Below are 23,202 nucleotides of genomic sequence, written 5' to 3'. Positions count from 1 at the left end.
CTGATGAAATATTTACCTGCTTTGCTGTTGAGCACGCTGACTACGCTGCTCCTCAGCGGATGTACGACCTCCCCGGCCACCTCCTCTTTGCCGTCAGGCCATCAGGTGGCGGAACCCGAGGTCAGAATCGCTGATTACCTGGCGACCCGCTGCAGTGACCTGTGGCCGATAGAAAAGAGTACGGCGCTGGGTAACACCCTCTACTGGATGCGGGCGATCGATTGTGCCGAACGTCTTTCTCCCGCGGAGGCCCGTGCCGAAGCCCATCGCTGGCCGGCTGAAAACTGGTCTCGCGCCTTCAAGCAGGGCGTGCTGATGTCCAACGGCAATGTAACGCCGGTTGAGCGTCGTCGCTATGTTGAAACCCTGGATCGCTACAGCAGCGATTTTCCGCAGTCCGTGCGCCCGCTGATTCAGCTGTGGCGCAGTAATCAGACCGCGCAGCTTGACCTCAGTGAAGCGCGCACCCGTTATGCTCATCTGCAGCAGAGCAGTGATACGCAGCTTGAGTCGCTACGCCAGCAGATGGTGAAACAGCAGCAGCAGCTCAGCGACACACAGCATAAGCTGGAGCGGCTGACTGACATTGAGCGTCAGCTTTCATCACGCAAAGCCCCGGATGTGTCTGACAGCGGTCACGGCACGGCACTGCCGCAGGATGAGGAGCAATGATGGTGAGACAAGCGGCAAAATTGCTGCTGGTGGATGACGATCCCAGCCTGCTGAAGCTGCTGGGCATGCGTCTTCGCAGCGAAGGATATCAGGTCACCATCGCGGCCAGCGGACCCGAAGCGTTGCGTCTGCTGCAGAAAGAGAAAATCGAGCTGGTGATCAGCGATCTGCGGATGGATGAAATGGACGGTCTGGCGCTGTTTGGCGAAATCCAGAAACGCCATACCAACTTGCCAGTGATTATCCTGACGGCGCACGGCTCCATTCCGGACGCGGTCTCTGCCACGCAGCAGGGCGTCTTCAGCTTCCTGACCAAACCGGTGGACAAAGATGCGCTCTATAAAGCCATTGATGAGGCGCTGGCACAGCAGGCGCCGGTCAGCGATGACCGCTGGCGCGAAGCGATTGTCACCCGCAGCCCGCTGATGTTGAAGCTGCTGGAGCAGGCGCACATGGTGGCGCAGTCCGATGTCAGCGTGCTCATTAACGGTCAGAGCGGCACCGGTAAAGAGATGCTGGCGCAGGCAATTCACGCCGCCAGCCCGCGTAACGGCAAGCCGTTTGTCGCCATTAACTGTGGCGCACTGCCTGAGCAACTGCTGGAATCAGAGCTGTTCGGTCACGCTAAAGGGGCGTTTACTGGTGCGGTCAGTGCCCGTGACGGTTTGTTTAAAACCGCTGGCGGCGGCACGCTGTTCCTGGATGAGATTGGCGATATGCCGCAACCGCTGCAGGTGAAATTGCTGCGGGTGCTGCAGGAGCGTAAGGTCAGGCCGCTGGGCAGCGATCACGATATTGAGATCGACGTGCGCATCATTTCAGCTACCCATCGCGATCTGCCAAAGGCGATGGAGAAGAAGGAATTCCGCGAGGATCTCTTCTATCGTCTGAATGTGGTGAATCTGAAGATTCCGGCGCTGCATCAGCGCACCGAAGATATCCCGCTGCTGGCTAATCATCTGTTACGTCAGGCGGCAGAACGGCATAAACCGCAGATTCGCAGTTTTTCCGTCGATGCGATGAAGCGTCTGATGGCGGCCAGCTGGCCGGGCAACGTGCGTCAGCTGGTGAACGTGATTGAGCAGTGCGTGGCACTGAGTTCATCGCCGGTAATTAGCGATGCGCTGGTGGAGCAGGCCTTAAGCGGCGAGAACAGCGCGTTGCCGACCTTTGCGGAGGCGCGCAATCAGTTTGAGCTGAACTATCTGCGCAAGTTATTGCAGATGACCAAAGGCAATGTGACCAACGCCGCACGTCTGGCCGGGCGTAATCGCACGGAGTTCTATAAGCTGCTGTCCCGGCATGAACTGGACGCCAGTGATTTCAAAGAGTAGCGGGGGCGACGAAGTGATACCGGGAGGTTGACTGCTCAGGCCCGACGCAGAATGGCTGCAGTCAGCACAATCTGACAGCGCTTGCGGCAACCTGAAGAAACCCGGATATTACCGCCCGACAGCGCCAGTAACATTTATACTTGATAAACCCTCTGACCATGGAGGGAGTGAAAAAGGGTCTGACATGAAAAAGATTGATGCGATTATCAAACCATTCAAACTCGATGATGTTCGTGAAGCCTTAGCGGAAGTGGGCATCACCGGGATGACCGTGAGTGAAGTGAAGGGCTTTGGTCGCCAGAAAGGGCACACCGAGCTGTACCGCGGCGCAGAGTATATGGTCGATTTTTTACCTAAAGTGAAAATCGAGATGGTGGTGGGCGACGATATCGTTGATACCTGCGTCGAGACCATTATGCGCACGGCGCAGACCGGCAAAATCGGTGACGGTAAGATCTTCGTCTTCGACGTGGCGCGCGTAGTGCGTATCCGTACGGGTGAAGAGGATGAAGAGGCGATCTGATTGTCTTTTTATTAGCTCTTTATCAGCATAAAAGAAGCCCGCGCTGCGGGCTTTTTTTATGCTGGAAAAACCTGGTGAGGTTAGCTGTGAGACAGTATTTATCCGGCTTTTAGCTGATTTTTCGCTGCCAGATTTATATTGGATTAGCAGCAGTTTGCAACAGGTAGCTGCTTGATTGTGCCTGCTCAGGAAACACGGTCAGATCGGAAAGGCGCTTAAACCGTCCCTGGCCGCTCGGCCCGCGCCGTCCCTGGCGCGGGACGCTTTCCTCTTCTGCCCGTGTTCCCTTCGCTTTTAGTTTATGCGTAGCTGCCGGTTCACATCGGAGTGCCGGTTATCTAAGCCCGTAGCGCGGGCTTTTTTTATGGCTGAATCACATCCCTTTGTGCGGGCCAAAGAGTTCGTAATGGATGTGTGAATCTGCCACACCGGCATCACGCAGTTGCGCTACCACATGTTGCATAAAAGGCAGGGGGCCGCAGAGGTAGAAGTGGGTGTCAGGTGAGGTGAGACGTTCTGAAAGCGCGGTGATATCCATCAGACCCTGCGCGTCATAGCGACCGGCATCTTCAGTCGCAGGATCACGGTACCAGACATGACTGACGAAATCGGCGAGCTGCGCGCCAGTTGCAATAACTTCTTCGCTAAACGCATGCTGTTTACCGTTCTCTGCGGCGTGCAGCCAGCTGACCGGCGCATGGTGCTGGCTTGCTGCCAGCGCATGCAGCATCGCCAGCATCGGCGTCTGACCCACGCCTGCGGAAATCAGCGTTACTGGCGTGACATGATCGACCTCAAGGAAGAAGTCACCGTGCGGCGCGGCGAGCATCAGCTCATCACCCACCTTGCCATTCTGATGCAGCCAGCCGGAGACGGTGCCCTGCGCTTCGCGTTTCACCGCGATGCGATACGCTTTGCCGTTGCTGAGATGCGTCAGCGAGTACTGACGAATCTGATGATTTTCGAAGCTGGCAGGCTGCAGATGCACCGTCAGATACTGACCGGTCTTAAAGGCGGCGACCGGGCCGCCATCCACCGGCGTGAAGGTAAAGCTTTTAATCACATCGCTCTGCTGCGCAATCGCGCTGATGCGAAACGCCCGGGTGCCGCGCCAGCCACCGGTTTGCTGCTCTGTGGCCTGATAAATTTCCTCTTCGCGATTGATGAATACGCTCGCCAGTACGCCGTAGGCCTGGCCCCATGCCGCCAGCGCCTCTTCGCCTGGATCCAGCAGCTCTTTGATGGTGGCCAACAGATTTTCACCGACGATGGCGTACTGCGCAGGCTGAATATTGAGGCTGGTATGTTTCTGCGCAATCTTTTCCACCGCAGGCAGCAGCGCCGCCAGATTCTCCAGATTCGCGCCATAGGCGCAGATGGCGTTGAACAGCGCTTCACGCTGATCGCCGTTGCGCTGGTTGTTCATGTTGAAGACGTTTTTGAGTTCCGGATGGTGCGACAGCATGCGGTCATAGAAGTGGGCCGTAAGCTTTGGGCCGCAGGCAGCGATGGCAGGCAGGGTCGATTTAACGGTAGCGATGGTTTGGGCATCAAGCATAGAAGTAGCCTCTCAGATAAACATGTATTTTAAATGCATCTTATAGCCGCTCCGTCTGCGGTGTAAATAACCCAATGAACTTTCTGGTTGTTTGAGTGGCAACTTTTTAGTGCATCATGAAAAACCTTTGTCACAGTCTGAAGAAAAATCGTGGCGTCTGAACGGGGTAAAAAGGTGTAAAAATGCCGTGCCAGCAGTCAGCCAATCGTTTGCGTAAAAAGAGGCGGTTCACCCTACCTTCACCTGTTAAAACGGTTTACACTGTGGGCCTTCGCCCCTGAAGGGGGGTAAATACCGTCAGAAAGTTAGCTGAGTCAGGAGATCCGGATGTTAAAGCGTGATATGAACATTGCCGATTACGATGCCGAGTTGTGGCAGGCAATGGAGCAGGAGACAGTGCGTCAGGAAGAGCACATTGAACTGATTGCTTCTGAAAACTACACCAGCCCGCGTGTTATGCAGGCGCAGGGTTCTCAGCTCACCAATAAATACGCTGAAGGCTATCCGGGCAAACGTTACTATGGCGGCTGTGAGTACGTTGATATCGTTGAGCAACTGGCGATCGACCGTGCAAAAGAACTGTTTGGCGCTGATTACGCTAACGTGCAGCCTCACTCTGGTTCACAGGCTAACTTCGCGGTTTACACCGCGCTGCTGCAGCCGGGCGATACCATCCTCGGGATGAACCTGGCGCACGGTGGACACCTGACTCACGGCTCACCGGTTAACCTGTCCGGCAAACTCTATAACGTTGTTGCTTACGGTATCGATGAGACCGGCAAAATCGACTACGACGAACTGGCTGAACTGGCGAAAACCCATAAGCCAAAAATGATCGTTGGCGGGTTCTCTGCGTACTCCGGCGTCTGCGACTGGGCAAAAATGCGCGAAATCGCGGATAGCGTAGGTGCATGGCTGTTTGTCGATATGGCACACGTTGCTGGCCTGATTGCCGCAGAAGTCTATCCAAGCCCGATTCCACATGCGCACATCGTGACCTCTACCACCCATAAAACGCTGGCGGGTCCGCGCGGCGGCATCATTCTGGCGAAAAACGGCGACGAAGATTTCTATAAGAAACTGAACTCTGCTGTCTTCCCTGGCGGCCAGGGCGGTCCACTGATGCACGTTATCGCCGGTAAAGCAGTTGCCTTCAAAGAGGCGATGGAGCCAGAGTTCAAAACCTATCAGCAGCAGGTGGCAAAAAACGCCAAAGCGATGGTAGAAGTGCTGATCGAGCGTGGCTACGACATCGTGTCTGGCGGCACCCATAACCATCTGTTCCTGATCGATCTGGTGAGCAAGAACCTGACCGGTAAAGAAGCCGATGCGGCGCTGGGCCGTGCCAACATCACGGTTAACAAGAACAGCGTGCCAAACGACCCGAAAAGCCCGTTTGTGACGTCCGGTATCCGTATCGGTACACCAGCAGTTACCCGTCGTGGCTTCAAAGAAGCAGACGTGCGTGAGCTGGCTGGCTGGATTGCCGATGTGCTGGATAACATCAATGACGAAGCAACCATTGAGCGCACCAAGAAGAAAGTGCTGGATATCTGCAGCCGTCTGCCGGTCTACGCTTAATCGCTAACCTGTTGTGAGACAGCATAAAAAGGATGGCATCTGCCATCCTTTTTTATTGCCTGTCCCCCGGCGCTCTGCCAGAGTAGCGCCCACTCATGCTGCGAGGCAGCAAACCTGCTGGAGGGAATATGGCAATCGGCTCCGCCAGATGGCTCGGATTGGGCTACTTCACTTACTTCTTCTGTTACGGCATCTATCTGCCATTCTGGGGCGTGTGGCTGAAAGGCACCGGCCTGGATGCTGAGAAAATTGGCCTGCTGCTCGGCTGTGGCATGGTCGCGCGCTTCGTCGGCAGTCTGCTTATCGCTTCTCAGGTCAAAAATCCTTCACGGTTGATTACGGCGCTGCGTCTGCTGGCGTTGATGACCAGCCTGTTCGCCGTCGGTTTCTGGGTAGGTGAGCAGTGGATGTGGCTGCTGACTGTGATGATCGGCTTTAACCTCTTCTTCTCGCCGCTGGTGCCGCTCAGTGATGCGCTGGCTGCGACCTGGACACAGCAGATTGGACTGGCGTACGGGCCGGTGCGGCTGTGGGGATCGCTGGCCTTTGTGATCAGCTCGGCGTTAACCGGCGTGCTGGTCAGTGCTTACTCCTCTCAGGCTATTCTGCTGCTGCTTTCCGTTGGTGTCATCGCCATGCTGGCTGGCATGATGCTGAGACCGGCTACCCAGCCACAGGGTCATGAGCGTCAGAGTGCTGCGGGCGGCGGCTGGCAGGAATGGCGTGCTTTGCTGCGTGAAAATGCAGTATGGCGATTTATGCTCTGCGTAACGCTGCTGCAGGGCGCGCACGCTGCCTATTACGGCTTCAGCGCTATCTGGTGGCAGGAGAGCGGCTACTCCGCCTCGACGGTGGGTTATCTCTGGTCGCTGGGTGTAGTGGCGGAAATTATCGTGTTCGCTCTGAGCAACCGCCTGTTCCGCCGCTGGAGCGCGCGTGACCTGCTGCTGCTTTCAGGCATCTGCGCGCTCATTCGCTGGGGCCTGCTGGGAGCCAGCACCGCGCTGCCGCTGCTGATTGTGGCGCAAATCCTTCACTGTGGCAGTTTCACCGTCTGTCATCTGGCGGCAATGCGCTTTATCGCGGCGCGGCAGGGGACGGAAGTGATCCGGCTGCAGTCGCTCTATTCCGCGCTGGCGATGGGCGGGGGTATTGCAGTAATGACCATGATTTGCGGCGTGCTGTTCGCGCATCTGCAGGGGCATCTTTTCTGGGTGATGGCACTGGTGGCGCTGCCCGCACTGTTTCTGCGTCCCGGCTACGACTCCAGTAAATAACGAATGCGCTGCTGATGGTGCAGCGTCAGCGGCAGTTCCGCATGCACCAGCGGCGGAGAGAATAAGGGCAGCGAAGTAGGGTAGGGCGAAATGATGATGTCGACATCCCGCGGCGCGCCGTCCCGCTGAAACTGCTTTACGTCCAGGTAGGAAATATTGACAGGCAGCAGCGTGATCTCCCGGATCTGCTGCTCCACGTCCTGCTCCAGATCGGCATCGTCGCCGGTCAGGATCAGGACCTGTTTCTCCTGCAGCGCACTCTCCTGCATCAGCCAGGCACCAAATATAATGGTGACTAAACTCACCTCTTCCGGCGTAAAAGTAATGTTGTAATGCTGCTCAAAAGCCTGCAGGGCCTGCTGAGTGGTGCGCAGCAGGCGAGGATAGAGGCGGCTGACATCCAGTGCGACGCTATTGTCGATACCGATAGTAAAGTGAGTGCGATCCAGCGCCTGCGCCAGATGCGGGTAGAGCTGGTGCAGCAGTTCGTCGCGGTCAGCAAAGGTGATTTCGGCGCAGGCTTCAAAGTCATTGATCAGTTGCTGCGTCGCGTTCATCAACTGCTGCTCAGCAGGATGGGTAATTACGTCCACGACCGGCGTATGAATCTGGCTGAACAGCAGCGTCCAGAAGTCGGTTTCACTGACGTGCGGGGCAAGATGGCAGCGTTTTCGCCAGTGATGTATCACATCTTCGGCGGCCTGCCGCTCAGGCTTCTGCTGCAGCCAGAGAGACTGCGCCTCACTGAACAGCACCGGCTGACGCTGGCACAAGCCATACTTCATAAATATCTGCAGAAAAAGCCGGTCACGTTCGCTGAAATCACGTTTCAGACGCAGGCTGCAGTGCTGAATCAGCGCCTGTAAATTAGTCTCATCCCACAACGCTTTTTCAATCTTCATGACCTTCAGGCGCTGACGCAGCGGCGTGGCAAAATGCTGGCAGACAAAGTCCTGCGATAAACGCAGACTGCGTCGCAGGTTGTGCAACAGACAAAGGCGCCGGTCCAGCTCTGTACCATGAAGACGAAAGCTGCCATCCACCATCTGATGCAATTCCAGCTGGTGATATCGGTGTATCTCAAGGCCTACATCCGCGATATCCTGTCGGGCAACGGCAGGATCGATGCCATTCAGCTGGCAGATTTTTTCAAGCGTAAGCACGGGTGCGGGCAGAAACAGCAACAATAAAAGATGGCACTGACGCTGTGAACGGGTGAAGAGTGGTGCCAAAGGGGTAGCAGAACTCATCAATCAGATTTCCAGCAGGCTATTTTGAGCTAAGCGTAGTCAACCCGGTCAGCGCCCGCGCGGTTTACGCGGTTTATTTGCCGGAGGTTTAAGGCGGGTCACAAAATTTTGTTACTTATAGATTCTTTTCATCAGGAACGTTACTTTATAACATTATGAAACGCGCACTCTTTGCCTTACTGATGGTATTAAGTCCGGCTCTGCTGGCCCATCCTCACAGCTTCATCGACATGAAAACCGAACTGGTGGTGCAGGGTGACACCTTCACTGGATTAAAGATGACCTGGACCATGGATGAGATTACCTCCGCCGATCTGCTGTATGACGCCGGCGAGGCGAAGCCAGGCAGCGTGGTGTGGAAAAAGCTGGCGGCGGGCGTGATGGCGAACGTACTGGGCCAGCACTACTTTTCTGAAATCTGGCATAACCAACAGCGGGTAAAGTTTTTGAATCTGCCAACGGAATACAATCTGTCGCGTAGCGGCCACAAAGCGGTACTGGAATTTGTTCTGCCGCTGGCGGAACCCCCGACGCTGGCCGGGCAGCGCTTTGAGATCCTGACCTTCGATCCCACTTACTTCGTCGATATGTTCTATGACAATCCCGGCGCGTTAACGCTGCCGCCGGCGTTGCAGACCCGCTGTAAATTTGCGCTCAATACACCAAAACCCAGTGACTCTCTGAAGCAGTATGCGCTGTCGCTGGATAAAGCCGATGCGCCTGCGGAGGAGATGGATTTAGGTCGCCAGTTCGCACAAACGGTGGTACTGACATGTCAGTAATCTCCGCCCCCCTGCGGGCTTCCCGGCTCTGGCCGCTGTGGTTGCTGGCGGGACTCTTTATCGGCGGCGCATTACTGGTCTGGCTTTACTGGTCGCAGATTCTGCTGCAGAGCGTGTTATGGCAGAAAGATCTGCACCGGCAGATGACCCAGCTATTACAACAGGTGGCGGAGCAGCCCAACAAGGCTGGCCTCTCGCTGGTGATATTCAGCCTGCTCTATGGCGTGCTGCACGCGCTGGGACCGGGCCACGGCAAAGTCGTGATCGCGACCTTTCTGGCGACTCATCCGAGCCGCGTCAGAACGAGTATCAGGCTGACGCTGCTCGCCTCGCTGTTGCAGGGGTCGGTCGCCATTGTGCTGGTGACGGTGATGCTAGTGCTACTGAAAACGTCATCGCGCCAGCTGCATCTCAGCAGTTTCTGGCTGGAGAAGGGCAGTTATCTGCTGGTGATCGGGCTGGGCGTGATAATCGGTTATCGGGCGCTGCGTTCACTGTGGCGGGCATTGCGTCCAGCTCCGGTATTTCGTGCCTTCCGGCCCCACCATCAGCATGATGGGCATTGCGGCTGCGGACATGCGCATCTGCCGACGCCGCAGCAGATGAGCGGCAACGTTAGCTGGAAAACCCAGCTGCTGGTGGTGGTATCAATGGGATTACGTCCCTGTTCCGGCGCGATTATGATGCTGCTGTTTGCCAAAGTGATTGGTGTTTATGGCTGGGGCATTCTCTCTGCTGCCGTGATGGCGGTCGGCACGGCGCTGACCATTTCGGCGATTGGCCTGCTGGTTCAGCAGGCGCGCTCGGTGGCGCAGCGGCTGGCACAGCCTGGTGCTGTCTCAGGCATCTCGCGACTACTGATGCCAACGCTGGCTTTAACCGGCAGCCTGATTTTAATTGTGGCGGGTATCGTCTTATGGCAGTCAGCACAGCTGACGGCAGGTGGCGGAATTCGACCTTTCTGACTATAAACGCAGCGGGAATAACATTCCCGCGGTTATGCTTACCTCGCTAATTATCTCTGAATTCATCTCTTTATTTTTTTCTCTGAGCAGTTTAGTGGAGAAATGACTATTCCCTGTCTACGCTGTTAATACCAAAACGGCATTCCGCCGTCGGGATGATAAAAGATCAGAACAGCTTTCTGTTTATTGCGAGGAGTATATTTCATGGCTGATACCCGTATTAATAATGGCTACACCGAAACGCTGGCGACCGGGCCGGCAGGACTACCGTTAAAACGTATTTCCTGGAGCGCGGTGTTTGCCGGTGTAATTTGTGCATTAATCGTTCATATCATTCTGACGCTGCTGGGAACCGCCATTGGTGCTACCACCATTGATCCGATGAAAGAACAGAATCCGCTGGACGGCCTTGGTACTGGCGCGCTGGTCTGGACAGCCATTGAAATGCTGGTCGCGATGGCGGCGGGTAGTTATGTTGCCGGTCGACTGGCACAGCGTGAAGGCGCACTGCACGGTTTACTGATGTTTGGCCTTAGCACAATTTTCACTATTTACCTGGCTATTGCGCTGGCAACCAGCGTATTAGGTGGCGCGATGAATATTGTGGGGTCAGGCTTCCAGGCGCTGGGTAGTGGTATTTCCGCCGCTGCGCCTTCGGTCACTCAAATGGCAAAAGAAAAGCTGCAGGAAAATAATATTAATTTAGACAACCTGCAGAACGAACTGGAAACCACATTACGCCAGACCGGTAAGCCGGAATTACAGCCAGAGAATCTGAAGCAGGACGCAAATAAAGAAGCGCAGAATGCGGAAAACCAGGCTAACAACACTGCGAACCATCCGCAGACAGCCGATACCGATCTGACTAACTGGGTAAAAGGTGTGATGGATCGTCATTCAGATACCCTGCAGGCAGCCGATCGTGACGCACTGAAAAATATCATTAAAGCGCGCACCGGTAAAAGCGATGAGGAAGTGGATCAAATCGTTGCAAAAACCGAGCAGAGCTATCAGCAGGCTGTCCAGAAGTATAATGAACTGAAACAGCAGGCTGAGCAGAAAGCACGTGAAGCGGGTGAAAAAGCCGCTGCTGCGACCGCTAAAGCGAGCTGGTATGCCCTGATTCTGCTGATCATTGAAGCCGTACTGGCTGGCGTGATGGGTATGGTGGGTCGTCGTACTCAGCCCCGTCAGGTGCTGGCACACGAACGTCGTTAATCATCATGATTAGCAGGCAATAAAAAAGGCGGCTGATAGGCCGCCTTTTTCTGTACTGAAACTCAGCGTTTTAACGCTTCGCTCAGCTCATCACGCATGTTCGACAGCATCGCCTTCACCACGCGCGGGTTACCCGCGACCAGGTTACCTGACAGCAGATAGCCGTGGTTACCGGTGAAGTCAGTGACCAGACCGCCCGCTTCACGAACCAGCAGTTCACCCGCCGCAAAATCCCACGGCTTCAGGCCAATCTCAAAGTAGCCATCTACGCGACCCGCAGCCACATAGGCCAGATCCAGCGCAGCAGAACCGGTGCGACGGAAGTCAGCGCACTGGGTGAAGAGTTTGGTCAGGATGTTCATGTAAGCTGGTGCGTGCTGCTTCATTTTGAACGGGAAGCCCGTTGCCAGAACGGTGCCATCCAGATCGCGGGCAATGCTGCCACGCAGGCGATAGCCATTCAGCTGAGCGCCCTGGCCACGTGAAGAGGTGAACAGTTCATTGCGCATTGGATCGTAAACGACGGCGACTTCAGTGCGGCCTTTGATGCGCACAGCGATCGAAACAGCAAAGTGGGGCAGACGTTTGATGAAGTTGGAGGTGCCATCCAGCGGATCGATAACCCATTGAACATCCTGATCTTCGCCCGCCAGCTCACCGCTTTCTTCAGTGATGATGGTATGTTTCGGGTAAGATTTACGAATAATTTCGATAATCAGGCGTTCTGCTTCGCGGTCAACATTGGTTACGAAGTCGTTGCTGCCTTTCTGGCTGGCTTCGACGGCGTCCGGGGTTTCATAATATTTGGCAATTAAATTTCCGGCCTTGCGCGCTGCGCGCACGGCAATGTTGAGCATTGGATGCATCGGTATCTCTCGCTGGATGTTAAAGAACGGGGAAAACGGCGCGGAGTATAGCAGCGTGTTCGGTAAATGTCCTGCTTTATGTTACGATTCTCTCCACTGATTTTACTGACCCGTTTCTGAGTATCCCTAATCATGTTGCAAAATATTCGTATCGTGCTGGTCGAGACTTCTCACACCGGTAACATGGGCTCCGTTGCGCGCGCCATGAAAACCATGGGCTTAACCAACCTCTATCTGGTTAATCCGCTGGTTAAACCCGACTCACAGGCGATCTCTCTGGCCGCCGGTGCCAGTGACGTTATCGGCGACGCAAAAATCGTCGATTCACTGGATGAGGCAATCGCCGGATGCAGTCTGGTGGTCGGTACCAGCGCACGTTCACGTTCGCTGCCCTGGCCGATGCTGGATGCACGTGAATGCGGCGTAAAAAGTGTGGAAGAGGGCCAGCAGGCACCGGTCGCACTGGTGTTTGGTCGTGAACGCGTTGGCCTGACCAACGAAGAGTTGCAGAAGTGTCATTATCACGTCGCGATTCAGGCTAACCCGGAGTACAGCTCGCTGAACCTGGCGATGGCAGTACAGATTATCGCCTATGAAGTGCGCATGGCATGGTTACAGTCGCAGGAGCAGGCCAGCCCGTCGCCAAAGTTTGAAGGATCGCCTTATCCGCTGGTGGATGACCTTGAGCGCTTCTATCAGCACATGGAACAGATGATGCTGAACAGCGGCTTTATCCGTGAAGCTAATCCAGGCCAGGTGATGAGCAAACTGCGTCGTCTTTATACCCGTGCCCGTCCGGAACGCGATGAACTGAACATCCTGCGCGGTATGCTTTCGTCGTTTGAAAAGCGAAAAAACGAGAAAAAAGAAGCAGATAATAGTTGAGTAAATTACCAGGTTAAATACCTGACTAATTTACCAGGTTAAATAGTTGACCAATTTACTCGGGAATGTCAGACTTCATGGCATCTGTTGCTAATCCTCCGATAACCGGACGCTATTGAGGTCGTACGCTATGAGACTGACATCCAAAGGACGTTATGCCGTTACTGCAATGCTGGACGTTGCCCTTCACTCCCATGAAGGTCCGGTCCCGCTGGCTGATATTTCAGAACGTCAGGGCATCTCGCTCTCCTATCTGGAGCAGTTATTCTCCCGACTGCGTAAAAACGACCTGGTTTCCAGCGTTCGTGGCCCGGGTGGCGGTTATCTGTTGGGGAAAGCGTCAGACACCATCTCTGTCGGCGAAGTGATCACTGCGGTTGATGAGTCGGTTGATGCCACCAAATGCCAGGGCAAAGAAGGCTGCCAGGGCGGTGAGCGTTGTCTGACTCACGTGCTGTGGCGCGATCTGAGCGTGCGTATCAGTGACTTCCTGAACAATATTACGCTGGCTGAGCTGGTGAATAATCAGGAGATTCTGGATGTGGCCGATCGTCAGAATGCGATCGATAATCGTCGCTTCCAGAGCCCGCGTTCGCAGGAAATTAACGTCAACCAGCGCGCCTCGTAATCCCCGCTGTTGCGGCCCTTACTGCTAACGCGGTCAGGGCCGAATCTGCTATAAAGACGTATGATTTTCTATACGGAGCTGTAGCGCAATGAAATTACCGATTTACCTGGATTATGCCGCCACCACGCCGGCCGATCCGCGTGTAGCCAGCAAAATGATGCAGTTTCTGACGCTGGATGGCACGTTCGGTAATCCGGCTTCGCGATCGCACCGTTTTGGCTGGCAGTCTGAAGAAGCGGTCGATGTTGCCCGCAATCAGATCGCCGAACTGGTCAACGCCGATCCGCGCGAAATCGTCTTTACCTCTGGCGCCACCGAATCCGATAACCTCGCGATTAAAGGCGCAGCCCACGCCCATCAGGCGCGCGGCAAACATATCATCACCAGCCAGACGGAACATAAAGCGGTGCTCGACAGCTGTCAGCAGCTGGAGCGCGAGGGCTTTACCGTCACGTATCTGACGCCGGCAGCTAACGGCATTGTCTCGCCTGAACAGCTGCGTGCGGCGCTGCGCGATGACACCATTCTGGTTACACTCATGCACGTCAATAATGAAACCGGCGTGGTTCAGGATATCGCCGCCTTTGGTGAGCTCTGCCGCGAGCGTGAGATTCTGTTTCATGTGGATGCGACCCAGAGCGTGGGTAAGTTGCCCATCGACCTCAGCCAGTTACCGGTCGATTTGATGTCCTTTTCGGCCCACAAACTCTATGGCCCGAAAGGCATCGGTGCGCTCTATGTGCGGCGTAAACCTCGCGTGCAGATTGCCGCGCAAATCCACGGCGGCGGGCATGAACGGGGGATGCGCTCCGGCACCCTGCCGGTGCATCAGATTGTCGGTATGGGCGAGGCCTATCGTATCGCGGCAGAAGAGCGCGAAACTGAGATGGCGCGTCTGCAGGCGCTGCGCGATCGTCTCTGGCAGGGCATCAGCGGATTGCCGGATGTGACCCTCAATGGCGATCCGCATCAGCGTGCGCCGAACATTCTTAACATCAGTTTCGCTGACATTGAGGGTGAATCCCTGATCATGGCGCTGAAAGATCTGGCCCTCTCTTCCGGCTCGGCCTGTACCTCTGCCAGCCTGGAGCCTTCCTATGTTTTACGCGCGCTGGGCGTAAGTGAGGAGCTGGCGCACAGTTCGCTGCGCTTCTCGCTGGGACGCTTCACGACCGAAGAAGAGATCGACTACGCCATTGCCCTGGTGCAGAAGTCGGTGACCCGGCTGCGGGCCTTAATGAAATCCTGATACCCGGTCATAGTCCGGAAACTGCGCCAATATGGGCGCTTCGCTGGCAACGTCCGGCGGAATCTGTTATCAGGTCTCTGCGAAATACATTTAACATCTTATTAAAGCCGTCATAACAATCAGGCTGGATGAAACAGATAACGATTACGGAGCTTTTCGATGACCACACAACCCATGAACATTACGCTTAGCAGCCAGCCCGCCGATGCGCGCTGGGGCGAAAAAGCGATTCTGAGCAGCAACGACAGCGGCATGACGCTGCATCTGACCAGCACGGATGCGCTGAATACCATTCAGCGTGCAGCGCACAAAATCGACAGCCAGGGCATCCGCCACGTGGCGCTGACCGGCGAAGGCTGGCACCTGGAGCAGTGCTGGGCATTCTGGCAGGGCTTCCGTGGCCCGAAAGGCCAGCGTCAGGTTGAGTGGCCAGCGCTGGGCGAACATGAGCAGGCGGAGTTTGATCGCCGTCTGAAAATCATCGACTGGGTCCGCAACGTGATTAACCTGCCTGCAGAAGATCTGGGGCCGGAACAGCTGGCGCATACGGCCGTCGATCTGATCAGTGAAGTAGGCGGCAGCGCCGTCAGCTATCGCATTACCAAAGGCGACGATCTGCGCGTTCAGGGCTATATGGGCCTGCACACGGTGGGACGGGGTTCAAATCGCCCGCCGGTTTACCTGGCGCTCGACTACAACCCAATCGGCGATGAGAATGCACCGGTCTACGCCTGTCTGGTCGGTAAAGGCATTACCTTTGATACCGGCGGCTACAGTTTGAAGCAGAGCAGCTTCATGGACTCGATGAAGTCTGACATGGGCGGGGCGGCGACCGTTACTGGCGCACTGGCAATGGCGATTTCGCGTGGTCTGAACAAGCGCGTCAAACTCTACCTCTGCTGTGCCGATAACATGGTCAGCAGCAACGCCTTCAAGCTCGGCGACATCATTCGCTATCGCAACGGCAAATCGGTGGAAGTCATGAACACCGATGCGGAAGGTCGCCTTGTCCTGGCCGACGGTTTAATCGACGCCAGCGAGCAGAACCCGACGCTGATCATCGATGCTGCCACGCTGACTGGCGCGGCTAAAACGGCGCTGGGCAACGATTACCATGCGCTGTTTACCTTTGATGATGTGATGGCGCAGTCGCTGATGGGCAGCGCGGTAAGTGAGAACGAGCCTTTCTGGCGTCTGCCGCTGGCTGAATTCCACCGCAGCCATCTGCCGTCTAACTTCGCCGATCTCAATAACATCGCCAGCCCGTCTCATGCGGCAGGCGCCAGCAGTGCGGCAGCATTCCTGTCTCACTTCGTGAGCAACTATCAGCAGGGCTGGCTGCACATCGACTGTTCCGCCACCTATCGTAAAGGGGCGGTTGATCAATGGGCTGCGGGTGCAACAGGTCTTGGCGTGCGAACCATCGCTAATCTGTTACTGAAATAAGAAGGGCTCAGCGGTGGCGGATGCCGCCGCTGTTCAGAGGGAAACTATGAACCGTCTTGAAGAGGTGCTGAAGCTGGCAGCCACCGAGCCTGCCCATCGGCCCGAATTTTTTCAACTGCTGCTGGAGTCTGATGTCTTTGTTCCAGGCGAAAGCACCACGCAACAGCTTGATGCCAGCACGCCCGTTGATCTGCAGCACTGGGAAAAAGAGGATGGCAGCAGCATCATTCCTTTTTTCACCTCGGAAGAGGCGATGAGTGAAGCGGTGAGCGGTGAGCAGTCCTGGCTGCGTCTGCCGGTCCGGACGCTGTTTGAGATTACACGCGGCGAGACGCTGTTTCTCAATCCCAAACTGCCTTCCGGTAAAGAGTTCACTGCAGCCGAAATCACCCATCTGCTGGCTGAAGAGGGCAGTGCGCTAAGCCAGCAAACCGTGCTGGAAGGCGGACAGTCCCTGCTGTTGTCTGAAGTGGCCGAGCCGCCTGCGCAGATGATCGATTCGCTGACGCAGCTGTTCAGTAAGCATAAGCAGGTGCGTCGGGCGTTTATCGCCAGCATTCGTGAGCGGGCAGACGAAGCGCCCAATCTGCTGATTGGTATTGAAGCGGACAGCAACATTGAGGCGATTATTCAGGCGGCGGGCAGTGTGGCAACGGACACGCTGCCGGACGATGCACCGATTGATATCTGTGAAGTCACGCTGCAGGACCGTGGCATCAGCCACTTCTTTACCGCCCACATCACGCCATTTTATGAACGTCGCTGGGGCAGTTTCCTGCGTGACTTCAAGGGCAGTGAGCGGATTATCTGATTCACTTAAAAAAACAGGCGGCTCATAGGTCGCCTCAGACAGTTGATAATCCCGAATCAGAGTGAATCTGGCCGCAACGAATAAGCTTAACGCGCAGGGCACAGGGTCAGAAGAGGAAAGCGTCCCGCGCCATGGACGGCGCGGGCCGAGCGGCCAGGGATTGGCTTAAGCGACTTTCCGATCTGACCCTGTTTCCTGTGCAGCGTCGGTATTACAGCTGAACGAACCAGGCATTATCAAAAAAACAGGCGGCTTATCAGCCGCCTGTTTTTTATTTCGCAATCGGTAAGTCGTCGCGACTGCCCCATTCGCCCCAGGACCCGTCATACAGCGTGACATCCCGAGCGCCCAGCGCCGTCAGCGCCAGAATCAATACCACCGCCGTCACGCCAGAGCCACAGCTGGCGACCACCGGCTGGGTAATATCGACGCCTGCGTCAGCAAACAGCCTGCGCAGTTCCGCTTCCGGTTTCAGTTTTCCCTGCTCAACCAGCGTATTCCACGGCACGTTCAGGCTGTTGGGAATATGTCCGCGATGCAGGCCGGGACGCGGTTCGTCCACTTCAGCGTTAAAGCGATTAGCGGCACGCGCATCAACAATCTGTGTGCCGCCTTCATGGCTGATCAGCAGTACGTCCGTCAGGCGTTTAACCCGGCTTTCATCCGCGTGCGCTTCAAACTCACCTTCCGGCAGATTCACGTTGCCGGTTGCCAGCGCAAAACCCGCCTCTTTCCAGCCGTGCAAACCACCGGCCAGAATCGACACCTGCGCCACGCCAAAGGTCTTCAGCATCCACCAGGCGCGAGGTGCGGAAAAGAGGTTGCCCTCGTCATAGACCACCAGATGCTTATCACTGCTCACGCCCAGCTCGCGCATCGCGACGGCAAAAGTCTCGGCGCGCGGCAGCATATGCGGATAAGGGCTGGTGTGATCGGAGAGCGCTTCAATATCAAAGTAAGGCGCGTCGGGTAAATGACCCGCCAGATATTCAGCCTGGACATCGCGAACCGCTTCCATTCCGGGTGGCAGCATACGGGCATCCAGCACCTGAAGCCGCTCATCGTTGTAGTGTTCTTGTAACCAGTCGGCGGACACAAACAGTGGCGTCGTCATAACAACCTCATCTCAGCAATCTGTCATACCAGTGTCAGGGAATGTGCGCACCATCTCAAGAGAAGCGTTGATTAAATGCGAGCATTGATATGAAATTGCGCAGCGTAATCAAACGACACTCCCTGCGTCCCGGTGAAGGAACTACCATGAAGAAACGCACTACCCGGCTGCTGCTCAGCATGCTGATCGGTGGCTCGCTGCTGTCAGCGACCCTGTTACCTGTTCTGCCTCTCCAGGCGGCAGAGGCACCCGCAACCAAACATGTCAGCAAACCGCTGACGATTATCGACCTCTCAGAACTGCAGATCGACGGTGCCGCTGCCCTGGTTTTAACCTTCAGTCAGCCGCTGGATGACAAACAGGATATCGCGCAGAAAGTCAGGCTGACCGACGACAAACAGGGTCGGGTGGATGGCGGCTGGGAGCTTTCCGCTAACCGCAAAACGTTGCGCTTCCGTCATCCCGAGCCATCGCGCCACTTCACCGTTACGGTGGATGCGGGACTGCGTGCGGCCAGCGGTGAGACGCTCGCCACCGATTACAGTAAAAAAATCGCGTCCAGCGATATCCAGCCGATGGTGGGGTTCGCCAGTCGTGGCTCACTGCTGCCGCTGCGTATCACCCAGGGCCTGCCAGTGCTGGCGCTGAATGTTAACCAGGTCGATGTCGATTTTTTCCGCATTAAGAATGCTGGCCTGGCCCAGTTTCTCTCGCAGTGGAATTACGGCAATAACCTCTCCAGCTGGCAGTCACAGGATCTGCTGAAAAGCAGCCAGCTGGTCTACACCGGACGCTTTGAGCTTAATCCGGCGCGAAACACCCGTGAAAAACTGCAGCTGCCGATGAGTGACATTACCGCGCTTCAGCAGCCCGGCGTCTATCTGGCCGTCATGAAGCAGGCCGGGACTTATCACTACAGCCAGCCCGCCACGCTCTTCACTCTGAGCGATATTGGCCTGTCACTGCACCGCTTCCCGACTCAGTTCGAACTCTTCGCCCAGAGCCTGGCAAACGGCCAGCCGTTTTCCGGCGTCAGCGTCAGGTTGCTGGATGAGAAAGGGCAGGTGCTGCAGAGCGACACCAGTGACAGCACCGGTCATCTGCGCCTGAAAGCGGACGAAAAAGGCAAGCTCCTGCTGGCCGTGCAGGGTGAACAGACCTCGCTGATCGATCTGGCGCGTCCGGCGCTGGATCTCGCTGAGTTTCCGGTAGCCGGGCCGCAGGGCTATGACAAACAGCTGTTTGTCTTTGGCCCGCGCGATATCTACCGTCCCGGCGAAATCGTCATCGTCAATGCGCTGCTGCGCGATGCCGACGGACATCCGTTGCCCGCCCAGCCGATTAAAGCAGAACTGGTGCAGCCTGACGGCCAGGTGATGCGGACCTTTGTCTGGCAGCCAGAAGCGGGACTCTATCAGCAGCGACTGGCACTGCCCGCGTCCGCCATGACCGGCGACTGGATGCTGCGGCTCAATACCGGCGATAACCTTAAGCGTGAGTGGAAGTTTCACGTCGAGGATTTCCTGCCGGAGCGCATGGCGTTAACCCTGAAAAATGATCCTCAGCCGCAGCCTGCTGATGCCAGCGTTGCGTTCGGTATTGAAGGACGTTACCTCTATGGTGCGCCAGCTGCCGGGAACACCTTACAGGGGCAACTCTATCTGCGACCGGCTCGTGAAGCCGTGGCTGCACTGCCGGGCTACCAGTTTGGTGACATCACCGAAGAGGGATTAAAGCGCACGCTGGATGAAGTGGACCTCAAGCTCGATGCCAGCGGTAAAGCGCAGCTTACGGTAGAGAATCAGTGGGATCAGCTGCACTCCCCGCTTAACCTGATCCTGCAGGCCAGCCTGCTGGAAACCGGCGGTCGACCGGTCACACGTCGCGCTACCCAGGCTATCTGGCCCGCTGACGCCCTGCCGGGTATCCGGCCGCTGTTCGGTAATAAGGCGGTTTATGACTACCGCAGTGACCGCTATCACGATGAGCCTACCGTGCCGGAAGAGAGCCTGGCCGAATTCGACATTGTCTATGCCAACAGTCAGGGCAGGAAACTGGCGGCAGACAAGCTGGACGTGCGCCTGATCCGTGAGCGCCGTGATTACTACTGGAGCTTCTCTGACAGCGAAGGCTGGCAGTCGCAGTACGGCGACAAGGATCTGCAGGAAGATGAGCGTGCCATCTCAATCCCGGCTGACGGCAGCACTAAAGTCAGCTTCCCGGTTGAGTGGGGCCACTACCGGCTGGAAGTGCAGGCGGGCGAGAAGATCGTCAGCAGCGTGCGGTTCCAGGCCGGTTATGACTGGCAGGACAATACCAACGGCACGGGCGCATTGCGTCCGGATCAGGTCAGGCTGAAGCTGGATAAAGCGGCTTACCAGCCGGGCGACACCGTGCACCTGCAGGTCGAATCACCGGCTGCCGGTAAAGGCTACCTGATGGTGGAGTCGAGCAGCGGCACGCTCTGGTGGCAGCCGCTGACCGTGCCAAAGGGCGGCACAACGGTGGATGTGCCGGTGGCTGAGAGCTGGCGGCGTCACGATCTCTACTTCAGCGCTATTGTGGTGCGTGATGGCGATAAAGTCAGTGGTGCCACACCCAAACGCGCGGTAGGGCTGTTGCACCTGCCGATGGCGACCGAAGCACGTCGCTTAAACCTGACGCTTGCGGCACCCGATAAAATCCGTCCTGAGCAACGCCTGACGGTTAACGTTCACGCCAGTCGTGACGGCGGTCCGCTGCCAGAAAAAGTGAATGTGCTGCTGTCAGCCGTGGACAGTGGCGTACTGAGCGTAACGGATTTTAAAACGCCCGATCCGTGGCAGGCTTTCTTTGGCCGTAAACGCTACAACGTCGATCAGTACGATGTATTTGGTCAGCTGATCGAAGGCGGTGGCCGGCTGGCGGCGCTGCGTTTTGGTGGTGATGGCGAGGATGAATCGATGACGCGCGGCGGTAAAAAACCGGTGACGCACGTCAATATCGTCGCGCAGCAGTTACAGGCGGTGACGCTGGATAAAGCGGGCAACGGGTCGATTACGCTGCCGATCCCGGCCTTTAATGGTGAACTCCGGCTGATGACCCAGGCCTGGAGCGATGACAGCTTCGGTTCTGCAGAGCGCAAACTGGTGGTCGCGGCGCCGCTGATCAGCGAACTGGCTACCCCACGTTTCCTTGCCAGCGGCGATGCCGCATCACTGGCGCTGGATCTCACTAACCTGACCGATCTACCGCAAACCCTGAAGGTGGAACTGTCCAGCAGTGGCCTGGTGGATCTGGCCGGTGCTGCCAGCCAGAATGTGACGCTGGCTAAAGGTGCACGCACCACCTTACAGATTCCGGTTACGGCGAAAACCGGCTTTGGTGATGGCGAGATTACCGTACAGATTTCCGGTCTGAACCTGCCGGGTGAGCAGGTGAAGCCCGGCAGACAGCAGTGGAAAATTGGTGTCAGACCGCCTTATCCGGCGCAGACGCTGAACTTTGATGCCGTAATCAATCCCGATCAGCCCTGGGAGATCGCGGCGGCGGCGCTGACGGGGCTGGATGCACAAACCCTGAGCGGACAGCTGACGCTGAGCAATCGTCCGCCGCTGAATATCGCCAGCTATATCAGTGCGCTTTACGCCTATCCCTACGGCTGCCTGGAACAGACCAGCAGCGGACTCTGGCCTTCGCTTTATACCAGTCATGCTGAGCTGACCGCGATGGGCATTAAAACCAGCAGCGATGAAGCACGACGGGCCGCGGTCGACACCGGCATCGCTCGTCTGGCGGGCATGCAGCGCGCTAACGGCAGCTTCGGGCTGTGGGATAAACAGAGTGAAGAGGAGTTCTGGCTGACGCCTTACGTGACGGACTTCCTGCTGCGCGCCAGCGAGGCGGGCTATGCGCTGCCGGATAATGTGGTGGAGCGCGCTAACGCCCGGCTGCTGCGCTATCTGCAGGATCCCTCGCAGATCAGCGGCGGCGGTGATAACAATGCCGCGCTGCAGTTCAGCGTACAGGCTTACGCCGGGCTGGTGCTGGCGCGTCAGCAACATGCCCCGCTGGGTGCGCTGCGCGCCTTGTATCAGCAACGTGAGAAGTCCCGTTCCGGCCTGGCACTGATGCAGCTTGGCGTCGCGCTGAAGCTGATGGGTGACGGACAGCGTGCACAGCAGGCGATCATGCAGGGAGCTACGCTGACGCGTTCGGATAAAGAGTGGTATGGCGACTACGGCAGTACGGTACGTGATCAGGGGATGATGATTGCGTTGCTGGCGGAAAATAAGCTGCAGCCGGATGTGCAAAACAGTCTGCTGCTGTCGCTGTCCAAAGAGGTCAATGGCAAACGCTGGTTCTCGACTCAGGAAAATAACGCACTTTATCTGGCAGCTCACACTCTGCAACGTGTGCAGGGCGGCAGCTGGCAGGCGCTATTGTCGGGCAATCCAGAACCGCTGCAGGGCGATGCGCCACTGAATAAAGGGCTTTCTGCTGACCGCCTGTTGCAGGGCTTAGCCATCCGTAATCCGGGCAGTGCGCCGCTGTATGGTCGTCTGGATGTGACAGGCTATCCGCTGACCGCCCCGCAGCCGGAGAGCAATGTGCTCGGGATAAAACGTGAATACTTTACCCTGGATGGCAAAGCCGCCGATCTCAGCAATCTGCGCAGCGGGGAGTTGCTGGCGGTACGTCTGACCGTTTCGTCGAAACGCAGCATCAGCGATGCGCTGGTGGTGGATCTGCTGCCTGCCGGTCTGGAGCTGGAAAACCAGAATCTGGCCGACAGCAGCGCCAGCCTCGGTGACAGTGCGGATGCGCTGAAAGAGAGCATGGGCGATATGCAGCAGGCTGACATTAAGCACATTGAGTTCCGCGACGATCGCTTTGTCGCGGCACTGGCCGTGGATACTTATCGTCCCGCAACGCTGGTCTATCTGGCGCGGGCGGTTACGCCGGGTCGCTTCCTGGTGCCGCCTCCCCAGGTCGAGTCGATGTATGTGCCGGAGTGGCGCGCTACCGGCAGTACGCCGCCGCAGCTGCATATCCAGTAAGTGA

At 56.7% G+C, this 23,202-nt stretch carries 18 protein-coding genes; 14 read left to right on the top strand and 4 right to left on the bottom strand.

Annotated features, from left to right (window positions below):
• The first annotated feature begins 3 nt into the window (after positions 1–3).
• The 3 genes from qseG (at position 4) to glnB (ending at position 2,529) form a co-directional block, all read left to right on the top strand.
• Positions 4–672 carry a two-component system QseEF-associated lipoprotein QseG gene (qseG, locus tag AC6I8C_RS14215; protein WP_497822863.1) on the top strand — a complete coding sequence of 223 codons (669 nt, stop codon included), beginning with the start codon at positions 4–6 and terminating at the stop codon, positions 670–672.
• Positions 672–2,006 (top strand): two-component system response regulator GlrR, encoded by a 1,335-nt coding sequence (glrR, locus tag AC6I8C_RS14210; protein WP_497823346.1) that lies wholly within the window; start codon positions 672–674, stop codon positions 2,004–2,006. The genes qseG and glrR overlap by 1 nt, the downstream gene beginning before the upstream one ends.
• 184 nt (positions 2,007–2,190) lie before the next feature.
• Positions 2,191–2,529, top strand: coding sequence for a nitrogen regulatory protein P-II (glnB, locus tag AC6I8C_RS14205; RefSeq protein ID WP_003848647.1), 339 nt, complete (start codon positions 2,191–2,193; stop codon positions 2,527–2,529).
• A 373-nt stretch (positions 2,530–2,902) separates the two neighbouring features.
• On the opposite strand, the gene hmpA is transcribed toward glnB, so the two are convergent.
• A complete protein-coding gene (hmpA, locus tag AC6I8C_RS14200; RefSeq protein WP_497822862.1) occupies positions 2,903–4,087 on the bottom strand; it encodes an NO-inducible flavohemoprotein in 1,185 nt (394 codons plus the stop codon).
• Between the two features lie 327 nt (positions 4,088–4,414).
• On the opposite strand from hmpA, the gene glyA reads away from it, so the two are divergent.
• Positions 4,415–5,668 (top strand): serine hydroxymethyltransferase, encoded by a 1,254-nt coding sequence (gene glyA, locus AC6I8C_RS14195; RefSeq protein ID WP_013358744.1) that lies wholly within the window; start codon positions 4,415–4,417, stop codon positions 5,666–5,668.
• Between the two features lie 128 nt (positions 5,669–5,796).
• Positions 5,797–6,945: a 3-phenylpropionate MFS transporter gene (locus AC6I8C_RS14190; protein WP_497822861.1), complete on the top strand. Its 1,149-nt coding sequence runs from the start codon at positions 5,797–5,799 to the stop codon at positions 6,943–6,945.
• Here the strand turns inward: AC6I8C_RS14190 and csiE are convergent.
• Entirely contained in the window at positions 6,927–8,195 is a 1,269-nt protein-coding gene (gene csiE, locus AC6I8C_RS14185; protein ID WP_497822860.1) for a stationary phase inducible protein CsiE, read from the bottom strand. The genes AC6I8C_RS14190 and csiE overlap by 19 nt on opposite strands.
• A gap of 155 nt (positions 8,196–8,350) precedes the next feature.
• Between csiE and AC6I8C_RS14180 the strand changes: the two genes are divergently transcribed.
• The 3 genes from AC6I8C_RS14180 to AC6I8C_RS14170 all read left to right on the top strand — a co-directional run bounded on the left by AC6I8C_RS14180 (position 8,351) and on the right by AC6I8C_RS14170 (position 11,160).
• Entirely contained in the window at positions 8,351–8,977 is a 627-nt protein-coding gene (locus AC6I8C_RS14180; RefSeq protein WP_497822859.1) for a DUF1007 family protein, read from the top strand.
• Positions 8,968–9,942: a nickel/cobalt transporter gene (locus tag AC6I8C_RS14175; protein ID WP_497822858.1), complete on the top strand. Its 975-nt coding sequence runs from the start codon at positions 8,968–8,970 to the stop codon at positions 9,940–9,942. The genes AC6I8C_RS14180 and AC6I8C_RS14175 overlap by 10 nt, the downstream gene beginning before the upstream one ends.
• A 204-nt stretch (positions 9,943–10,146) precedes the next feature.
• Positions 10,147–11,160, top strand: coding sequence for a TIGR04086 family membrane protein (locus AC6I8C_RS14170; RefSeq protein ID WP_013358739.1), 1,014 nt, complete (start codon positions 10,147–10,149; stop codon positions 11,158–11,160).
• Between the two features lie 62 nt (positions 11,161–11,222).
• Here the strand turns inward: AC6I8C_RS14170 and suhB are convergent, their stop codons facing one another.
• On the bottom strand, positions 11,223–12,026 hold the full coding sequence (gene suhB / locus AC6I8C_RS14165) for an inositol-1-monophosphatase (RefSeq protein ID WP_013358738.1): 804 nt from the start codon (positions 12,024–12,026) through the stop codon (positions 11,223–11,225).
• 132 nt (positions 12,027–12,158) lie between these two features.
• On the opposite strand from suhB, the gene trmJ reads away from it, so the two are divergent.
• The 5 genes from trmJ to sseB all read left to right on the top strand — a co-directional run bounded on the left by trmJ (position 12,159) and on the right by sseB (position 17,045).
• Entirely contained in the window at positions 12,159–12,911 is a 753-nt protein-coding gene (trmJ, locus tag AC6I8C_RS14160; RefSeq protein ID WP_497822857.1) for a tRNA (cytosine(32)/uridine(32)-2'-O)-methyltransferase TrmJ, read from the top strand.
• Positions 12,912–13,041: 130 nt separating this feature from the next.
• Positions 13,042–13,539, top strand: a complete 498-nt coding sequence (iscR, locus tag AC6I8C_RS14155) for a Fe-S cluster assembly transcriptional regulator IscR (RefSeq protein WP_013358736.1) — start codon at positions 13,042–13,044, stop codon at positions 13,537–13,539.
• Between the two features lie 88 nt (positions 13,540–13,627).
• On the top strand, positions 13,628–14,788 hold the full coding sequence (locus tag AC6I8C_RS14150) for an IscS subfamily cysteine desulfurase (protein ID WP_497822856.1): 1,161 nt from the start codon (positions 13,628–13,630) through the stop codon (positions 14,786–14,788).
• Between the two features lie 159 nt (positions 14,789–14,947).
• Positions 14,948–16,234, top strand: coding sequence for an aminopeptidase PepB (gene pepB / locus AC6I8C_RS14145; RefSeq protein ID WP_497822855.1), 1,287 nt, complete (start codon positions 14,948–14,950; stop codon positions 16,232–16,234).
• Positions 16,235–16,280: 46 nt separating this feature from the next.
• Positions 16,281–17,045, top strand: a complete 765-nt coding sequence (gene sseB / locus AC6I8C_RS14140) for an enhanced serine sensitivity protein SseB (protein ID WP_033733530.1) — start codon at positions 16,281–16,283, stop codon at positions 17,043–17,045.
• Positions 17,046–17,316: 271 nt separating this feature from the next.
• Here the strand turns inward: sseB and sseA are convergent, their stop codons facing one another.
• The gene (sseA, locus tag AC6I8C_RS14135) at positions 17,317–18,159 is read right to left on the bottom strand and encodes a 3-mercaptopyruvate sulfurtransferase (RefSeq protein WP_497822854.1); all 843 of its coding nucleotides are present in this window, start codon (positions 18,157–18,159) and stop codon (positions 17,317–17,319) included.
• Positions 18,160–18,305: 146 nt separating this feature from the next.
• On the opposite strand from sseA, the gene AC6I8C_RS14130 reads away from it, so the two are divergent.
• Positions 18,306–23,198, top strand: coding sequence for an alpha-2-macroglobulin family protein (locus AC6I8C_RS14130; RefSeq protein ID WP_497822853.1), 4,893 nt, complete (start codon positions 18,306–18,308; stop codon positions 23,196–23,198).
• Positions 23,199–23,202 lie beyond the last annotated feature (4 nt).

This window comes from Pantoea sp. X-Soil-YNGN-844, from assembly GCF_059730595.1.
This window is presented reverse-complemented; position numbering and strand designations above follow the sequence as displayed.

Bases quoted from the DNA above. Each gene is read 5' to 3' on its own strand.
- qseG (WP_497822863.1), top strand. From the start codon at position 4: ATGAAATATTTACCTGCTTTGCTGTTGAGCACGCTGACTACGCTGCTC.
- glrR (WP_497823346.1), top strand. From the start codon at position 672: ATGGTGAGACAAGCGGCAAAATTGCTGCTGGTGGATGACGATCCCAGC.
- glnB (WP_003848647.1), top strand. From the start codon at position 2,191: ATGAAAAAGATTGATGCGATTATCAAACCATTCAAACTCGATGATGTT.
- hmpA (WP_497822862.1), bottom strand. From the start codon at position 4,087: ATGCTTGATGCCCAAACCATCGCTACCGTTAAATCGACCCTGCCTGCC.
- glyA (WP_013358744.1), top strand. From the start codon at position 4,415: ATGTTAAAGCGTGATATGAACATTGCCGATTACGATGCCGAGTTGTGG.
- AC6I8C_RS14190 (WP_497822861.1), top strand. From the start codon at position 5,797: ATGGCAATCGGCTCCGCCAGATGGCTCGGATTGGGCTACTTCACTTAC.
- csiE (WP_497822860.1), bottom strand. From the start codon at position 8,195: ATGAGTTCTGCTACCCCTTTGGCACCACTCTTCACCCGTTCACAGCGT.
- AC6I8C_RS14180 (WP_497822859.1), top strand. From the start codon at position 8,351: ATGAAACGCGCACTCTTTGCCTTACTGATGGTATTAAGTCCGGCTCTG.
- AC6I8C_RS14175 (WP_497822858.1), top strand. From the start codon at position 8,968: ATGTCAGTAATCTCCGCCCCCCTGCGGGCTTCCCGGCTCTGGCCGCTG.
- AC6I8C_RS14170 (WP_013358739.1), top strand. From the start codon at position 10,147: ATGGCTGATACCCGTATTAATAATGGCTACACCGAAACGCTGGCGACC.
- suhB (WP_013358738.1), bottom strand. From the start codon at position 12,026: ATGCATCCAATGCTCAACATTGCCGTGCGCGCAGCGCGCAAGGCCGGA.
- trmJ (WP_497822857.1), top strand. From the start codon at position 12,159: ATGTTGCAAAATATTCGTATCGTGCTGGTCGAGACTTCTCACACCGGT.
- iscR (WP_013358736.1), top strand. From the start codon at position 13,042: ATGAGACTGACATCCAAAGGACGTTATGCCGTTACTGCAATGCTGGAC.
- AC6I8C_RS14150 (WP_497822856.1), top strand. From the start codon at position 13,628: ATGAAATTACCGATTTACCTGGATTATGCCGCCACCACGCCGGCCGAT.
- pepB (WP_497822855.1), top strand. From the start codon at position 14,948: ATGACCACACAACCCATGAACATTACGCTTAGCAGCCAGCCCGCCGAT.
- sseB (WP_033733530.1), top strand. From the start codon at position 16,281: ATGAACCGTCTTGAAGAGGTGCTGAAGCTGGCAGCCACCGAGCCTGCC.
- sseA (WP_497822854.1), bottom strand. From the start codon at position 18,159: ATGACGACGCCACTGTTTGTGTCCGCCGACTGGTTACAAGAACACTAC.
- AC6I8C_RS14130 (WP_497822853.1), top strand. From the start codon at position 18,306: ATGAAGAAACGCACTACCCGGCTGCTGCTCAGCATGCTGATCGGTGGC.